This window comes from Actinophytocola sp., assembly GCF_035762905.1.
In the GTDB taxonomy this organism is placed as follows: Bacteria; Actinomycetota; Actinomycetes; order Mycobacteriales; family Pseudonocardiaceae; genus DASYTH01.
The window spans coordinates 12706-28554 of record NZ_DASUCC010000009.1 but is presented as its reverse complement, the minus strand read 5'-3'; the positions used below and the strand labels follow the sequence as shown (position 1 = coordinate 28554).

General features: G+C 69.2%; 14 protein-coding genes. 7 read left to right on the top strand and 7 right to left on the bottom strand.

The window, feature by feature from the left end:
• Positions 1-79 precede the first annotated feature (79 nt).
• From VFV67_RS00910 to VFV67_RS00890, 5 genes are all read left to right on the top strand, one after another.
• Entirely contained in the window at positions 80-1912 is a 1833-nt protein-coding gene (locus VFV67_RS00910) for a hypothetical protein (RefSeq protein WP_326466429.1), read from the top strand.
• A gap of 21 nt (positions 1913-1933) precedes the next feature.
• On the top strand, positions 1934-3448 hold the full coding sequence (locus VFV67_RS00905; RefSeq protein WP_326466428.1) for a hypothetical protein: 1515 nt from the start codon (positions 1934-1936) through the stop codon (positions 3446-3448).
• Positions 3449-3539: 91 nt separating this feature from the next.
• On the top strand, positions 3540-4529 hold the full coding sequence (locus tag VFV67_RS00900) for a winged helix-turn-helix domain-containing protein (RefSeq protein WP_326466426.1): 990 nt from the start codon (positions 3540-3542) through the stop codon (positions 4527-4529).
• A 93-nt stretch (positions 4530-4622) separates the two neighbouring features.
• Positions 4623-5810: a M23 family metallopeptidase gene (locus VFV67_RS00895; protein WP_326466424.1), complete on the top strand. Its 1188-nt coding sequence runs from the start codon at positions 4623-4625 to the stop codon at positions 5808-5810.
• Between the two features lie 159 nt (positions 5811-5969).
• Entirely contained in the window at positions 5970-7058 is a 1089-nt protein-coding gene (locus VFV67_RS00890; protein ID WP_326466422.1) for a DUF4232 domain-containing protein, read from the top strand.
• Between the two features lie 46 nt (positions 7059-7104).
• On the opposite strand, the gene VFV67_RS00885 is transcribed toward VFV67_RS00890, so the two are convergent.
• The 3 genes from VFV67_RS00885 to VFV67_RS00875 all read right to left on the bottom strand — a co-directional run bounded on the left by VFV67_RS00885 (position 7105) and on the right by VFV67_RS00875 (position 9590).
• Positions 7105-8073: a hypothetical protein gene (locus tag VFV67_RS00885; protein ID WP_326466420.1), complete on the bottom strand. Its 969-nt coding sequence runs from the start codon at positions 8071-8073 to the stop codon at positions 7105-7107.
• Positions 8070-8564, bottom strand: a complete 495-nt coding sequence (locus tag VFV67_RS00880; protein ID WP_326466418.1) for a SigE family RNA polymerase sigma factor — start codon at positions 8562-8564, stop codon at positions 8070-8072. The genes VFV67_RS00885 and VFV67_RS00880 overlap by 4 nt, the downstream gene beginning before the upstream one ends.
• 72 nt (positions 8565-8636) lie before the next feature.
• Positions 8637-9590, bottom strand: coding sequence for a hypothetical protein (locus VFV67_RS00875; protein ID WP_326466417.1), 954 nt, complete (start codon positions 9588-9590; stop codon positions 8637-8639).
• 204 nt (positions 9591-9794) lie between these two features.
• Here VFV67_RS00875 and VFV67_RS00870 point away from each other — a divergent pair, with 204 nt between their 5' ends.
• Positions 9795-10661 carry a GNAT family N-acetyltransferase gene (locus VFV67_RS00870; RefSeq protein ID WP_326466416.1) on the top strand — a complete coding sequence of 289 codons (867 nt, stop codon included), beginning with the start codon at positions 9795-9797 and terminating at the stop codon, positions 10659-10661.
• 132 nt (positions 10662-10793) lie between these two features.
• Here VFV67_RS00870 and VFV67_RS00865 read toward each other — a convergent pair whose 3' ends face one another.
• From VFV67_RS00865 to VFV67_RS00855, 3 genes are all read right to left on the bottom strand, one after another.
• Positions 10794-10997 (bottom strand): hypothetical protein, encoded by a 204-nt coding sequence (locus VFV67_RS00865; RefSeq protein WP_326466414.1) that lies wholly within the window; start codon positions 10995-10997, stop codon positions 10794-10796.
• Between the two features lie 147 nt (positions 10998-11144).
• Positions 11145-13334, bottom strand: a complete 2190-nt coding sequence (locus VFV67_RS00860) for an MMPL family transporter (RefSeq protein ID WP_326466412.1) — start codon at positions 13332-13334, stop codon at positions 11145-11147.
• A 67-nt stretch (positions 13335-13401) separates the two neighbouring features.
• Entirely contained in the window at positions 13402-14058 is a 657-nt protein-coding gene (locus VFV67_RS00855; RefSeq protein WP_326466410.1) for a GntR family transcriptional regulator, read from the bottom strand.
• Positions 14059-14119: 61 nt separating this feature from the next.
• On the opposite strand from VFV67_RS00855, the gene VFV67_RS00850 reads away from it, so the two are divergent.
• Complete coding sequence (locus VFV67_RS00850; RefSeq protein ID WP_326466409.1) at positions 14120-14572, top strand: fumarylacetoacetate hydrolase family protein; 453 nt, start codon at positions 14120-14122, stop codon at positions 14570-14572.
• On the opposite strand, the gene VFV67_RS00845 is transcribed toward VFV67_RS00850, so the two are convergent.
• Entirely contained in the window at positions 14544-15785 is a 1242-nt protein-coding gene (locus tag VFV67_RS00845) for a cytochrome P450 (protein ID WP_326466408.1), read from the bottom strand. The genes VFV67_RS00850 and VFV67_RS00845 overlap by 29 nt on opposite strands.
• Positions 15786-15849: the final 64 nt, after the last annotated feature.

Genomic DNA, 15849 nt, shown 5'->3' with positions numbered 1-15849 from the left:
CGGTCGTGCGAGCGTTCTTGATCTCTTTGATGAGTGCATAGCGCGGCCGGAGCCGCGTCGTAGGCACCGCAAGTTGCCCGTGATCGTGCTGTTGGGTGTGCCTGGCAGCGGCAAGACCGCGGTGCTGGGCGAAATCGCGCGGCGGTGGGAACGGGTGATTCCGCTGTCTCGGGTCGATCTCGATGCCAAGGACATGGCGGACCGGCCGCCCCGGGAGATCGTGATCAAGCTCGCTTTCCAGATGTCCGAGAAACGTCCACAGTTCGGCAGGATTCCGTTCCATCATCTGATGCTGTGTCTGGCGATCGTCCGCGCCAAGATCGACACTTCGGACCGCGGCAAGGCTCTTGCCGACGTCCGTACGGCCATCATGGCCGACGCGGTCAAGTCGGGGTACAGAGCCGCGATCGAAACAGCCGTTGACGCGCTCGTCATCGGAGGACTGTTACCTGGTCGTGCCGGAAAGCTGCCCGGCGTGCTGCTGCGCATGTGCGAAGTGGTGCTGTGGCGCCGTCAGTTGCGCCTCGGCGCAGGCCTCCGGCCACGTCGAAGCGCCACCCAGCTTCCGATGAACCCGCACGATCTCCTTGTCAACCTCGGTGTTGGTCACCAAGACGTGGTGGACGAGTTGTTCTGCCGGGCGTTCCTCGCCGACTTGCGGGTCGCTTACCAACGTGGGTTGCGAGCCCCCGGGCGAACCGCCAACTGCGCCGTACTGCTGGACAATGTCGACTCCTCCGGCGGGCGACATTTTCTGGAGCTGCTGGCCTCCTGCCGAGCCGGCACTCAGGGCGACCCCCTCCTGGTCGTGGCGACCAGCCGCACATGGCAACCATCCTGGGCCGCATCGTGGACGTTGCCGAACGAGGCAGCCGGGAACCATGACAGACAACAGGTGCGCACTCCGGAGCAGGCGAGCCTCGCGGATTGGGCCACGAATTGCGCTAAAGGCGACGGTTCCTGGGGCTATCTCATCGGACTGCGCAACCTGACCGTGCAGGAGGTGGCGGATCTCGCGGCCGGCGGGGACCACCCACTTGGACTGTCGGCCGCACGGTTCGCCCATCGCCTCACGCACGGCCACCCGCTGGCGGTGCGGAAGATTCTCGACGGGCTCGCCGGCTCTACCGAACTGCCGGTGATGCGGAACATCCTCGAGGTGGAAGACGCGACGGTACGGAATCCGGAACCGGTCTCGATCGCGCAGTCCATCTTGGACCGAATGTTGGGCGACGTCTACAAGAACAATCAGGCCATGCTGTGCAACATCGCGGTCCCGGTCGACGTCGAGTTGGGCGTGCTCGGGCGGACCGGGCAGGACAAGGCCGCCATGGCGGACCTCGTCCGCAAGCTCCAGGCCCGCTTGCTGGTCACCAGAGACACGCGACCCGCATTGGATCCTTGGTTGCGTCGGCTGGTGCTGTATTCATTGGCCAAGGTGAGTGGTGATGACATGGATGGATGGTGGATGTTGCACACCACGCACCGTAACCACCATGACCACTCCAACAACAAGGTTGCCAAGCTCTACCACGGGCTCGCGCTCGGTGAGATCGAACCTGTTGTTTCGTACTTGTCGGAGCGGCTCACCGAGCTGAAGGAAAACGCCGACGCCCACACCTGGATCGATCAGCTCAACTCGATCACATGCGCGCCAAACCGATTAACCGGCGATCGCACGCCGACCGACAGGGTCGAGGAGCTGACACCGCGCACCGGCGACAGGACCTTGGCCAGGTTGGTGGTGGCCAAATGGCTACTCTCCGATCCCCTTGCCGATCCCGAGGAGTCGCTGCGCGACAGCGTGCGCCGGAACCTGGAGCGGATGGCCGAGGATGCGCCCGCCGGTTACTTCGTTTTCATGCATGAGGCGGACCGGTACACCTCGTCCGGATCGGCGCCACCACAATGACCACCACCGTAAGGCGACGACGTGAGCAGAAGTAGCGATACCTCCGCCGGTTCGACCAAGATCCCCCCGAACCCGTTGCGACGACTGGTCATGTACGTCGTCGGCGGGATCCTGTTGATCGCGCTCGTGGCCAGCTTCGTGCTGGTTCTCAACAACGACGACGACGCCAGTCAGTGCGCCGAAGGAGTCGAGCGGCACGGACCGCGGAACGAATGCGTCGGTCTCACTGACGGCTCCTACCTGTTCGCGCCAGAGTTGCGGGACATCCAAGCGAAGATCCTGGCCGAGAACAACTGGGTGCTGCAGCAGGGCAAAGAGTACGTCAACATGGCCTATTTCGAGCCGATGACCCTCGTCGACAACGACGTGACCACCTACCAGGCGGTCCGGCATGGCCTGCAGGGCGCATACCTGTCACAGCGCCGCGCCAACCGGACCAGTGAGTGGAACGGTGAGGTTCCACTGATCCGGTTGCTACTGGCCAATCCCGGGAGCCAGGCACGACAATGGGAACCGGTCGTCGACCGGATCGTCGGCGGCCAGGGCGCGACCGACAAGGTGGTCGCCGTCGCCGGGCTCGGCCAGAGTATCGGCGGCACCCTTCCTGCCGCGAAGCGACTGTCGGAGCACAAGATCCTGATGGTCGGCTCGGTCATCACCGCAGACCATTTCAGCGACGTCAATCACCTGGCACGCGTGGTGCCCACCAATACCAACGAGATCAGCGCGATCGTGGAACATCTCAAGATCGACACGAAACGTGCCATGCTGGTGCAGGACATCAACCTTACCGACCAGTTCGCCACGAATCTCGGTGAAGTGTTCGCGAACCTGTACCCGGGGGACGGCCGAACGCTTGTCATGCCGATTGAGGAGTACGAGTCGTCCGACGATGACACCAACAACTTCCAGCGGATCGCACCGGAGATCTGCTTTGCCAGCCCGGATGCGATCTTCTTCGCCGGCCGATTCCGGGACCTGATCAGGTTCCTCGACGTGCTGGCCCAACGGCCGTGCCCGAACCTTCTGATGCGCGTGGTCACCGGGGACACGATCGTGGACCTGGTCAACCGTGAGGATGTGCGGCGCAGCCTGGCGGCCAACATCCAACTGAAGCACCTCCATCTCGCCTACTCGCCCGCCTGGGACGGGTCCAACAACGATTTCTTTCCACAGCGGTCGACCGAATACTTCACTCAGACCGGCGGCGACGGCTTCTTCCGAAGTGAGTTTCCCAACGAGTCGCTCGACGACGGCCTCGCCATCCTCGCCTTCGACGCGGTGGGCACCGCGGTCAGCGCCATCCGGGAAGGCAACGACTTCACCCGGTTGCACGGGCAGTCGGCGGTTCCCGGCGCGAGCGGTTGGATCTCGCTGAACAGCGGCGACCCGGACCGCAAGGCGATGTCACTGCTCACCTTGACCGCCGCACCCGGCGACACCAGGACATCGGTGCAACGCGAGGTCATCTCGTGCTCGGGCACACCGTTCCAGCCGCGTAAGCAGGGCGGCCCGGACCCCCAACCGTGCCCGTAGTTGCTCCTCACCAGCATCAGCCAGCACGAACAGCCGCGCGCCACCGAACTCCGCCCCGCGAGCACACCGTGACCACGTAGTGTCGCGTTCCGTGCTGCGGATCCACTTCCAGGACGTCGATCTGTCCTTGGTGCGCGTCGCCAAGGCACCCGACCCGCTGTGGGAGACCGTGCTCGGGCTCTACCGCCTCTCGGCCGACGGGACGGACATTCCGGTGTTCGCCGACTGGCAGCGACAGGCCCGCGCCGCGGTACGGGAGAGCGGGCTCCACGGCGCTGTCGGCCTGCTCCGCCAACTGGTGCCCAAAGTGGGCTACTGCCCCGACTTCCTCACCCCGGCCGAGGCTCGTGACGGGCTCCACGCCGGGCTCGAGGCCGTTCGGCACACACCTTCGCACCGGCTGCGCACCGACATCGCTCACGCCGCGCGCGACCGGGAGCTGCCGGAGTGGGCGCATCGGCTCGGCGCGGCCGATCGGGACGTCCTCGACGATCTCACCCGCGCACTGCGGCTCGTACACGGCGCGATCGTCCAGCCGGTGTGGGAGGACGTCGAGGCCGTCGTCAACGTCGAGCGCTCCATGCGTGGCGCGGCACTGCTGGAGGGCGGGGTGGAGGCCATGCTGGGCTCCCTGCGCCCGGTGCTGCGCTGGGACAGGCCGGTGCTGTCCGCCGACTACCCACTCCCCCTTGACATCCGTCTCGACGGCCGGGGGCTGCTGCTCATCCCGTCCTTCTTCTGTTGGGGCAAGCCGGTCGCGCTGGTCGACCCGGCGCTGCCCCCGGTGGTGGTCTACCCGGTGGAACACCCGCCCACCTGGCTGGACGGGATCGCCGGGCGACGCACAGCACTCGAGGCGTTGCTCGGCCGGACCAGGGCGGCGGTGCTCGCCGCGCTGATCACCGCGTCGACATCCACCGAGCTGGCCACTCGGCTCGGCATCTCGATCGCATCTGCCAGCGAGCATGTCGGGGTGCTGCGCAACGCCGGGCTGGTGGTCAGCCGGCGCAGCGGGCGTGTCGTGCTGCACATGCTGACCCCACTCGCCGGCGCCGTGCTCGCGGGCGGCCAGACCGGTTGATCGATTCGGGCAGGACCGAATGGTGTTCCGGCACCGCCACGGCAACCGCGATCCTTCGTGGCAGCCTGAAAATCACCAACCAGAAAGGCGCTGATGACCATGTTGAGGCGGCGGGCCTGGGTCGCTCTGCTCGCGGTCGCCGCGGTCCCAGTCATGCTGCTGGCGGTGCCGGCACCGGAGGCGTCGGCACGGCCGAACTTCCAGGCGCCGTTCCCGTGCGGGACCGCGATCCGGGCCGAATCGTTCGGGCACGCACCGGCCCTGGACATCTTCCGCAACCCGACCAGCGCCACCGAGGGACAACTGCTCGTGGCCCCGGCCGCGGGAGTGGTGAACCAGTCCTACAGCAGCCCGGCCGGCGCGGGGAACATCGTCCAGATCAACCACGGCGGCGGGTGGTTCACCACGTACATCCACCTGCAGGCGCGGCTCGTCGACGTCGGCGACCGCGTCCAGCGCGGCGTCGGCATCGGCCGGGTGGGACACACCGGCGAGACCTCCAACGGAGTCCCGCACCTGCACTTCGAGATGGCCGTCGACCGCAACGGCGACGGTCGCGCCGAGTGGGGTTACCCGAACAACGAGCGCACCACGCCGGTGTTCAACGGGGTGACCTACGGTCAGACCAACTCGCAGTCATCGCAGATCACCAGCCGCAACTGCGGATCGGCCAAGGACGAGTTCGGCGTGTTCCGGCCGTCCGACGGGTCCTGGTACACGCCGGGCACGGTCCTCACGACCAACTGGGGGGAGCCGGGCGACCTGCCGTTCGCGGCGGACCTGAATCGCAACGGCATCGACGAGATCGGCGTGTTCCGACCGTCGACAGGGAACTGGCACACCGTGGGCCAGATCGTCCACTCCAACTGGGGTGAACCGGGAGATCTTCCGGTTCCCGGCGACTGGAACGGCGACGGCATCACGCAGATCGGCGTGTTCCGACCGTCCACAGGCGACTGGTTCACCCCGGGTACCGTGCTGCGCACCAACTGGGGCGAGCCGGGCGACCTCCCGGTCGCCGGCGACTGGAACGGCGACGGCATCGACGAACCGGCGGTGTTCCGGCCCTCCACCAAGGACTGGTTCATCCTCGGCCGCACCCTCGCCGCGAACTGGGGCGAACCGGGCGACCTGCCCGTGGCCGGCGACTGGAACGGTGACGGCATCGACGAGATCGGCGTCTTCCGGCCCTCCACCCGGACCTGGCACAAGCCAGGTGTGGTCATGCAAAGCAATTGGGGTGAGCGGGGCGACCTGCCCATCGCCGGCAACTTCAACTGACCGCGACCGGCAGGGTCGCTTTCCTCGCAGCGCCGGCGTTTCGCCGATCAGTCGAAACGCCGGCGCGCGGGGTGGCCCGAGTCCTTCCCCCTGCCGCCAATGGTCCGGGTACCACCCGCCGAGTGATCGGGCCGTGGTCGCGTAGGGCAAACTGGCGCAATGGCACGGCGGTTGCTGGTGGTGGGGGTGCTGGCCGGACTGGTGCTGGCGGCGTGCGGGAAACGGAACGAGGCTGGCTGGCCACCGCCGGACACCGAACCCCCGGTGGTCGACGCACCGGCGACGCTCCTGCCGGATGGGACCGTGCCGTGGGTGGACGAGCCGGGCGGCCAGGATGAGTTCAGTCCCCCGGCAGCACAGCGCCGCGAGGATCCGAATGCCCAACCCTGCACGGCCGAGGAGCTGACCGGGGTGCTGGCGTCGTGGCAGCGGCCGGGTGGGCTCGCCGAGGCCGAGGGGGTCCCGCAGCGCGAGCCACCCAAGCTGATCGGGTACGTGCGGGTCACCAACACCGGGCAGCGCACCTGCCGGCTGCGTGGGGAGGTGCCGACTCGGCTGCGGGACAGCGCCGGTGACCTGGCCATCGACTACACGCACGGCATCAACGCGCAATCGCGGGAGCGGGCCACGATCGTGCCGCCCGGGCAGTCGGCGGATCTGCGGCTGGACTGGACCGGCCCGTTCTGCCAAGCGGTGCACGGGCCGCTGGAACTGGAGATCTCGCTGCCGGAGGATGGCGGCACATTGCGCGCGGCCGTGACCACCGACACCACACCGCCGTGCACGCGGTCGAACGAATCTCGACCCGAGCGCACCTCGAACCTGGCCAGCAGCGGATTCGACGAGCCGGCTCGGGAACCCGGCCCCGACTCACCAATGGCGACGCTGAGGGCCACCGTCGAACCGCCGGCTGGCGCGCGTCCCGGCGACCGGCTCACCTTCTCCGTGCGGCTGGCCAACCCGACCGCGGTGCCGATCGCGCTCGAGCCGTGCCCGGGCTACCTGCTGGAGCGGCTCTCGATGGGGTCGGCCACCACGCCGGCAATCAACGACAGCGCGACGTATCGGCTCAACTGCCGGCCGCTCAAGGAGATTCCGGCGCAGGGTGAGGTCAGGTTCGAGATGGTCGTCCTGGTCCCGCCGGAGCTGACCGCGGGGCGCGAGCTCACCGTGACCTGGAGACTGATCGGCCCCAACCTCCTCGGCGCGCCGAACGCGCGGGGGCAGTTCAATGTGACGATTCAGTAGTGGCGGTGCGTTCCGCTCCGGGGTCATCGCGGCTGTGCGCGTTCGATCACCAAGGTGGATGGAGGGTGACCTTCCAGTCGCCGCTTGCGCGCTCGGGGAGGACCCGAATCGTGACCAGCTGGCCGGGCGCGAGGCGAAGGCCGACTAGCTCGGGCCACAAGTCGTCGCTCGTGCTGGCGCCCTGGGGGTAGTAGGCCCAGCCGTCCAGGCTGAGGACCTCGACATCGTCGACGAGAATGCGCAGGCGGCCCGGGGTGTTGATCACCGCCTGGAGCTCGAGCGGTCCCGGCCAGGTGAGGGACAGCTGTTGCGGGCGGTTGGGATCGGCGGGATCGGCGCGCAGTTCGCCGCTGGTGCCGGGGAGACCCACGTCGTCGAGAGAGTCCAGGGTGGCCGGGCGCGGTGGATAGGGGTACTCGTCGGGCGGGACCGCTTCGCCGATGGCCATGGCAAAGGCTCCGCTGTCGGGTATCGGCAGCAGGTCGCCTTCCGGGCTTTGCCCCCCGATCACGGTCAAGGTCACCTCGGCGGGCGCACCGACGCGCACTCCCCCGTCGGTCCATGCCTGCTCGGGGAAGCCGTGTCCGCCACCGCACGTCCCGCCGGGGCTCAGCGGTCCGCCGTTCACCTCAAGCCGGACCATGAGCTGCCGGCCCGGGTTATCACACCGCGTGAAGACCGTCAGGTCGAGCGAGGCCGGCACGAACCTGACCGTCAGGGTCCGATGCGGCAGTGCGCCGGAGCCCGCGGCGATCACCCGCGCCCCACTGGCGTATTCGGGAAACCCTTCGATCGTGCGGCTGTCGGCGGGCGGTGCGGTCCGCCCCTGCCACGCGGTCGAATAGACCACGCCGGCCAGCAGCAGAACCACCAGCCCGCTCACCGCCACCATCAGCCGGCGCCGGCGGCGCGCCACCACACGGTTGCGGATCGCGGCCAGGCGGGACTCCGGCGGCAGGTCCACCGGCTCGCCGGCACGCTCCCGAAGAACCTCGCTGAGGTCGGACAGATTCATCGCCGGACCCTCTCCTGGGTGACCGCGTCATCCAGCCGCAGCCGGGCCAATGCCCGGCTGGCCTGGCTCTTCACCGTCCCGACCGAACACCCCAGCATCTCGGCGACCTGCGTCTCGGTCAGGTCCTCGTAGAACCGCAACACCAGCACCGCGCGCTGCCGGCGGGGCAACCTGCCCAGCGCCTGCCACAACCACTCCCGCTCCTCGACGCCCGCCTGCGGATGCTCCGCCACCGACTCCGGCAGCTGCGAGGTCGGCTCCTCAGACCGCCACCGCCGCCGCCACCAGCTCGCATAGGTGTTCACCATGATCCGCCGCACATACGGTTCAGGGTCGCCGTCGATCCGCCACCACGCCCCCCAGGCCCGGGCCAGCGCCGTTTGCAGCAGATCCTCGGCATGGCCCCGGTCGCGGGTCAACAGAAACGCCGACCGCAGCAGCCGCGACGACGCCGTCGCCACGAACTCGTCGAACTCCTGCAGTGCACCCACCACAACGCTGCCCTTCGGCCGGCTCTACGTCGTACTACCACTCGGGGCCCGGCAATGGTTGCAGCCCGTGGCCTACCTGACTCCCCACACCAGTTCGCTGACCGGTCCGCTGAGCGTCGCGGGATGGTGCGGGCCGGACAGGACGGGGCGGATGGCGTCCGCGGTGAGTTTCCGGCGGGTGTGGCCGTCGTCGAAGCCGTGACCGACGCAACCGCTGTAGCGGACCACGACCTCGGTGCCGCCGGCGATTCTGAGCACGACGAGTTCGTCGCCGGCGGCGTATTCGGCGGCGCAGTTGTCCGGGCTGTCGGGGCCGGTGCCCTCGGGGGCGGCGAGGATCGCGCGGGACACGGCGGCGGCCTGGTCGCCGGTGAGCTGGCTGGTGGACAGCACGGCCGGACCGTTGCCGGTGAGCGAGTACCGGCAGACGGTGATCGATTCGACCGGTGCGAGACCGGGCTTGCCGGGGTCGGGGCGGGCGTCGCGGTTGGTCCTGGCCGGGTGGTCGGCCGGACACGCCGGGTTCGTCGCCCCGGCGGCCGGGCGGGCGGAGCCGAGGATGCGGGTGCGGAGGTCCGGATCGTCGCTGAACACGGTGAACGTGGTGCCGGCGACGGTACGGGTCTGTGAAACCCAGCCGCCGTCATAGGTCTGAACCCGATCGGCGCTGACGTTGTTGCTGAACCACAGGTACGGGGCGCGCAACTCCAGTGCCGGCACCGGCGGGCCCGAGCACATCACCAACGGGACCACGCCAGGACGGCCGACGTGCGGCTGGTGCTTTTCCCGGCTCAGACAAGGCGGATAGTTGGCGATGCCGTTGCCCCAGTCTGCCGGCACCTGAACCTCGACGCCGCCGTATGCCTCCCAGCGCCAGCCCGTCGGCAGGTCCGTCACCGACCCGGCGGGCGGCGCCGCGGGTGGCGCGGCCCGCGGGGTGTCGCCGCGCCAGAACACGGCGACGAGCACGCCCGCCACCGCGAGCACGAGGACGACGACCGACAACGCGACCCGGCGCCTGGTCATGAAACACCTCCGCCTGTAGCACGGAAGGTATCCCACAACCGGTTGCACTGTCAGCGGGCGGACCGGCGTTGATCGTCGTGGCGGTCGCCGAGATGGCGACGCTTGCGGTAAGCGCTGTCGAATTTCTCGCAATGCATGTGCCCGCCCGTCAAGCTGGTCGAAAATCGAGTGCTGGGTGTCGGCGCGGTGGTGTCTGATCGGGATGTGGCGATTGTGTTGGGCAGGCCGGGAATCGACGGCCTGAGCGAGGTTGTGGGCGTACTGCGGGGGTGGCAGTACGACGGGGCGCCGATGCAACTGCATCCGGGGGACCTGGGCTGGTTCTGGCGGTTCGGTGCGGAGGCGACGGCGGCGGCGGTGCGGACCTGGAGGCGGGACGGGCAGCTGCTCGCCATCGGACTGCTGGATGAACCCGACCTCTTGCGACTGGCGATCGCGCCAGGCGCTGCACGGGACGAGGAGTTGGCGCAGCAGGTAGTGGAGGACGTGACCGAGCCGCAGCGCGGCGTCCTGATCGAGGGGAAGGTGTTCATCGAGGCACCACAGGGAGCGCTGGTCCAAGACCTGCTGTCCGAGCACGGCTGGAACGCCGCCGAGCCGTGGACGCCGCTGCGCCGCGACCTCACCGAGCCGGTGCCGGAGCCAGGCGTGCGGACCGAGGTGATCAGGCCGGAGCAGGCACACGTGCGGACTGCCGTCCAGCGGGCATCGTTCGACTCCTCGACGTTCACCGACGAGCGCTGGCATGCGATGGCCGGTGGGTTGCCGTACGCCGACGCCCGGTGTCTGGTCGCGTACGACGCGGCGGGCGACGCGGTGGCGGCGGTGACGGTGTGGTCGGCCGGTCCGGGAAAGCCCGGGTTGCTCGAGCCGATGGGCGTGCACCGGGACCATCGCGGTCACGGCTACGGTACGGCGATCACCGTCGCCGCGGCGGCCGCACTCCAGCAGTTGGGCTCGTCGAGCGCGATCGTCTGCACCCCGAGCTCCAATGCCGGCGCCGTAGCCACCTACAAGTCAGCCGGCTTCGAACAACTCCCCGAGATCCGGGACCAACACCGGGACACCTAGGCCGTGTGGTCCGCCGGGGTCTTCAGGTGCGAGGACGACCATCGCCCGGCGGCGGATCACGCTCGGCGGAACCGTGGGCATCGTCCCACCACCAGGCCGTCTCCTGCGGGAAACGGCCTGATGGTTGCGCCGTCAGACGGTGAAGTACCAGCCTTTGGCGCCCTTGTGTTGATGGCACCGTCCGTCCGGGCCGGGATTCTGATTCTTGGCGATCTGGCAGCTGGCCAGCGAGCCGAACGGCCCCTTCTCGGACCCCGCGACCGCGGTGCCCGCACCACCGACGAGCGGAAGGGACACCGCGGCGGCGGTGACAACGACGGTGAGAAGTCTGCGCATTGAGTACCTCGTCTGGTGTGGTCGGTGCCGGCGGAAATGTCCGGCACCGCTTGGATGCTGGTTGCCCACAACCGGTTCCGGTCGGCGATCACGCTGTCCCAGCGTGCATAACCTGATCGGTCGCGCGGGGAGGGTGTGCCGGCCCGGTCAGCGCGGGGCGTGAACCATGGGCTCGGCCGGGTCGGGTGTCGGTTCGTCGGTTGGCCGGGATGGGCTGGTCTTGCGGCCGCCGAGCCAGCGTGGGGTCCACCAGTTGGCGCGGCCGAGCAGGGCCATCAGTGCCGGCACCAGGATTCCTCGGATGATGGTGGCGTCGACGGCGACCGCGACGGTCATGCCGAGGCCGAACATCTTGATGATCGGGTTGTCGTGCAGCATGAAGCTGGCGAAGACGCACATCATGATCAGCGCGGCCGAGGTGATCACCCGCGCGGTGCTGGCCAGGCCGGTTCGGACGGCGGCGCGGTTGTCGCCGGTCGCGCGCCAGCTCTCCTGGACACCGGTCAGCAGGAACACCTCGTAGTCCATGGACAGCCCGAACAGCAGGGCGAACAACAGCATCGGCACATAACTCTCCACCGGGACCGGGCCGTCCAGTCCGATCAGCGTCACCCCCCAACCCCAGGTGAACACCGCGGCCAGCACGCCGTAGGCGACACCGACCGAGAGCAGGTTCATCACCGCCGCCTTGATCGCCAGCACCGGTGACCGGAACGCGAACATGATCAGTAGTGCGGCGAGGATCACGACCACCGCGATGACGTACGGCATCCGGTCGGCCATCCGGTCGGCCAGGGCGGCGCGCACCGCGGTCTGCCCGGTCACCCGAGCGTCCACTCCGGACACCCGCACGGAGCGCAGCCGGTCCACAGTGTCCACCGTCGCGGGATCGCTCGGCCCCGTCGTGGGCTCCACCCGGATACTGGCCACCTCGCCGCCGTCGGCCATCCTCGGCGGCGCGACCCGCGCCACGCCCGGAACCTCGGCCAGCCGCGCGGTGAGCTCGGCCAGCCGCGGGTCCTGTGGTCCGCTCGCCGGTGGGACAAGTTCGGCGGCTACCGTGACCGGGCCGTTCACCCCGGGTCCGAAGCCCGCGCTGAGCAGGTCGTATCCCTCCCGGCCCGGCGCGCCGACCGCCCGGTCACCGGCGTCGGTCTGGCCGATGCCCAGGCTCACCACGGGCACGGTCAGCAGCACGAGCAGCCCGCCCGCCACCAGCGCGGAGCGCACCGGCCGCGCGGTCACCCGGTCGGCGAGCCGGGCCCAGCCCGATTGCCGGGTGCCGGCCCGGCGGGCGCGACGGCGGATCGGCAGGGCGTTGACCCGGTGCCCGAGCAGGGCCAGCACGGCGGGCAGCACGGTGTTGGCCACCAGCACCGCGATCACCACGACCAGGCCGGCGGTCCAGCCGAGGGTGGTGATGATCGGGATGCCCGAGATGGCCAACCCGGCCAGCGCCACCATCACCGTGCCACCGGCGAACACCACGGCACTGCCCGACGACGCGACGGTCGCGACCACCGCCGAGCTCGGCTCCTGACCGCCCGCGAGCAGGGTTCGGTAGCGGGTGACGAGGAACAGCGCGTAGTCGATGCCGACCCCCAGGCCGATCATGGTGCCCAGCGTGGCCGCCACCCCGGGCATGCTCACGGCGTGGCCGGCCAGCCCGACCAGCCCGAGTCCGCAGGCCACCGTGACCAGCGCGGTCACCAGCGGAAGGCCGGCGGCGACCAGACCACCGAAGGCCACCAGCAGCACCAGTACGGCCACCCCGACGCCGACCAACTCGCTGGCACCGGTGCTGAACCCCGCCTGCGCCAGCACTCCGGCCGGCACCGTACGCATGCTTGCCGCTCGTACGGGTTCGGCCGCCGAGACCACGGCCTCGGACATCGCCGGAGTGACCTTGCGCGAGTGGAGGTCGAAGGTGATGGTCAGGTAGCCGATGGTGCCGTCCTCGCTCAACGACCTGGCCTGTGCGCTCGGCGGCAGCACCGCGGTCACATGGGGCAGGTTGCCGATCCTGGCAATGGTCTCGGCGATCGCGGCCTGGTAGGCGGCGGCGTCGATCCGTCCATCGTGGACCGTCAGGATCAGCTGACCGGAGGCGTTGGTCGCGCTGGAGAAGTGCGTGCTCAGCAGGTCCCGGCCGGCCTGGGCGTCGCTGCCCGGCAACGACACGTCGTCCTCGGTGGGCGCACCGAACACCGCCACCAGCGTGACCACCAGCGCGGTCAGCGTCACCCAGCCGGCGATGACCCACCAGGGCCGCCGCACGCACAACCGGCCCACCCCGGCCATGGCCCGGTGCACCAGTCCCCCTTCGACCGCGCTCATTCTTCGTTCCCCCTCAACACGAAGCCAGTGTCGTGCGCCCAACCGGACGGCCGATTTTCGACTGACCCTAGTGGGCCGGCCGGGTCCGGCGGACCGCATCGGCCGTGTGCAGTTTGTGGGCGCGTGCCAGACGTTCCAGACGGTCGGCCGGCGCGCCGACGGCGATCAGGTCGAGCAGCTCGGCGTGTTCGGCCACCGACGACCGTGCCCGGCCGGGGACGAAGGCGAACACCGACCGGCGGATCGTGTCCAGCCGCGACCACTGCGCCTCGAGCAACGACCGGATGTGCGTGTTGGGGCAGCGGTCGTAGATCACGAAGTGGAACTCGCGGTTCAGCGTGGAGAACCGGATCGGGTCGCAGTCGGCGAGGGCGGCTCGCATCCGGTCGTTGACCTTCCTGGCCTTGGCGATGTCGGTGCGGCGCATTCGCGGCGCGGCCAGCGCGGTCGCATAGCCCTCCAGCACCGCCACCACCTGCACGGCCTGCTCGAACTCGTGCTCGTCGAACGATGCGACCCTGGCCCCGACGTGTCGCTGGAAGTCCACGTATCCCTCGGCTTCGAGCCGGCGCACCGCCTCGCGCACGGGAACCGGGCTGCTGCCGATCTCCCTGGCCAGCTCGTCGAGCACGAGCCGGTATCCGGGACCATAGACGCCGGTGGTGATGCGTTCGCGGATGGTGGCGTACGCCAGCTCGACACGCGACGGGGCGGGGGCGGCCATGACGGGATGCTACCCGACCCGGACTCGACAAATCGTATATGATTTGAGATAAGGTCGGCCGGTGACCGACCGGCATCCGCTAGGCCTGCGCCCGACGAAGATCGTGGCGGTGCATGTGAACTACCGGAGCAGAGCCGCCGAGCGCGGCCGCACTCCCCCGGTGCCGTCCTACTTCCTCAATCCACCGTCGACCCTGCCGTGGGACGGTGCCGATCTGGTCCGCCCCCAGGGCTGCCGGCGCATGGTCTACGAGGGCGAGATCGCCGCCGTGCTTGGCAAGCGGACCCGCGGCGTGACACCGGAGAACGCCCTGGACCACGTCGCCGGGTTCGTCGCGGCCAACGACGCAGGCGTCCTCGACCTGCGCGAGGTGGACCGGGGCTCGAACCTGCGGTCGAAGGGCCAGGACGGCTTCACCCCGCTGGGCTCGGTGATGATCGGTGCCACGCACAACGATCCGGCCGAGCTGGTGCTGCGCAGCTATGTCAACGGCGAGCGGGTGCTGTCGCGCTGATCCGAATGTGGGCGGGCAGGGTGGTGTGGCCGTTGGACAGGAAGGTGCGCATGGTGGTCAGGTTGTCCGGCGGAGTCGCGAGGGCGAGGTCGGGGAACCGGTTGAACAGTGCGGGAAGCGCGATTTCGGCTTCCAGGCGGGCCAGTGGGGCGCCAAGGCAGTGGTGTGCGCCATGGCCGAAGGCGAGGTGCTGCTTGGTGGTGCGGGTGATGTCGAACTCGTCGGCGGTGGCGCCGTACAGGGCAGGATCGCGGCCGGCGGCGGCGTAGCCGACCAGGATGGCGTCCCCGCGCGGGATGAGCGTGCCGTCGAGGTCGATGTCCTCGACGGCATAGCGCAGCGGCAGGTAGGGGACGGGAGCCTGCCAGCGCAGCGTCTCCTCCACCACGTCGGTCCAGGACCGCTGCCCGGAGCGCACCAGATCCAGTTGTGCGGGGTGGGTCAGCAGTGCGGCGATGGCGTGGTCGAGCAGGTTCACCGTGGTCTCGTGGCCCGCGGAGAGCATCAGGATCAGGGTGTCCACCAGTTCGGTCTCGGTCATGGCGCCGTCCGTCTCGTCCCGGGCGGCGATCAGGGCACTGGTCAGGTCGTCGGCGGGGGCTTCGCGCTTGTCCGCGACCAGGTTCGTGAACAGCTCGTAGATCGCCAGGGTGTTGGCCTGGGCCTGTTCCGGTGTGATCGTGCTGTCGAACGCGGTGTCCATCACCGTGCGGAGATCGGACCGCTTGTCCTTGGGCACGCCGAAAAGGTCGCAGATGACCTCGATCGGCAACGGGTGGGCGTAGCAGGCACGAAGGTCGACCGGCTCGCCCGGCGGACTCGCGGCGATCGCGTCGAGCAGGCGCCGCGAGGTCTCCTCGATCGTCGGCCGCAGCGCGGCGGTGCGGCGGGCGGTGAAGGCGGCAGCCACCATGGACCGCAGCCGCCGGTGGTCGGTTCCGTAGGCGGTGAACATGTTCCGCACCGACACCCAGATCCGCAGCGGCCAGTCCTCGGCGATCTCCCCGTTGATGTAGGCCGCCCAGTGTTGCAAGGCATCCTTCGACACCCGGGGGTCGGCCAGCAGCCGGCGCAGCGTGTCATGGCCGCCCACCGCCCACGCCCGCACCCCGCCCGGCAACTCCACCAGCACCGCCGGTCCCTGTTCCCGCAGCCGGGCACCTTCGGCGTGAATATCCGAACCGTTGACGTCGAGCATGATCGGCGTTCCCATACCCGAAATTCTCCCAGATAATCGGTCGCCAGGATTGGTCTGAACATCCCAACTCAGAACGTGC

Bases quoted from the DNA above. Each gene is read 5' to 3' on its own strand.
- VFV67_RS00875 (WP_326466417.1), bottom strand. From the start codon at position 9,590: ATGACCAGGCGCCGGGTCGCGTTGTCGGTCGTCGTCCTCGTGCTCGCG.
- VFV67_RS00890 (WP_326466422.1), top strand. From the start codon at position 5,970: ATGGCACGGCGGTTGCTGGTGGTGGGGGTGCTGGCCGGACTGGTGCTG.
- VFV67_RS00855 (WP_326466410.1), bottom strand. From the start codon at position 14,058: ATGGCCGCCCCCGCCCCGTCGCGTGTCGAGCTGGCGTACGCCACCATC.
- VFV67_RS00845 (WP_326466408.1), bottom strand. From the start codon at position 15,785: ATGGGAACGCCGATCATGCTCGACGTCAACGGTTCGGATATTCACGCC.
- VFV67_RS00860 (WP_326466412.1), bottom strand. From the start codon at position 13,334: ATGAGCGCGGTCGAAGGGGGACTGGTGCACCGGGCCATGGCCGGGGTG.
- VFV67_RS00895 (WP_326466424.1), top strand. From the start codon at position 4,623: ATGACCATGTTGAGGCGGCGGGCCTGGGTCGCTCTGCTCGCGGTCGCC.
- VFV67_RS00865 (WP_326466414.1), bottom strand. From the start codon at position 10,997: ATGCGCAGACTTCTCACCGTCGTTGTCACCGCCGCCGCGGTGTCCCTT.
- VFV67_RS00885 (WP_326466420.1), bottom strand. From the start codon at position 8,073: ATGAATCTGTCCGACCTCAGCGAGGTTCTTCGGGAGCGTGCCGGCGAG.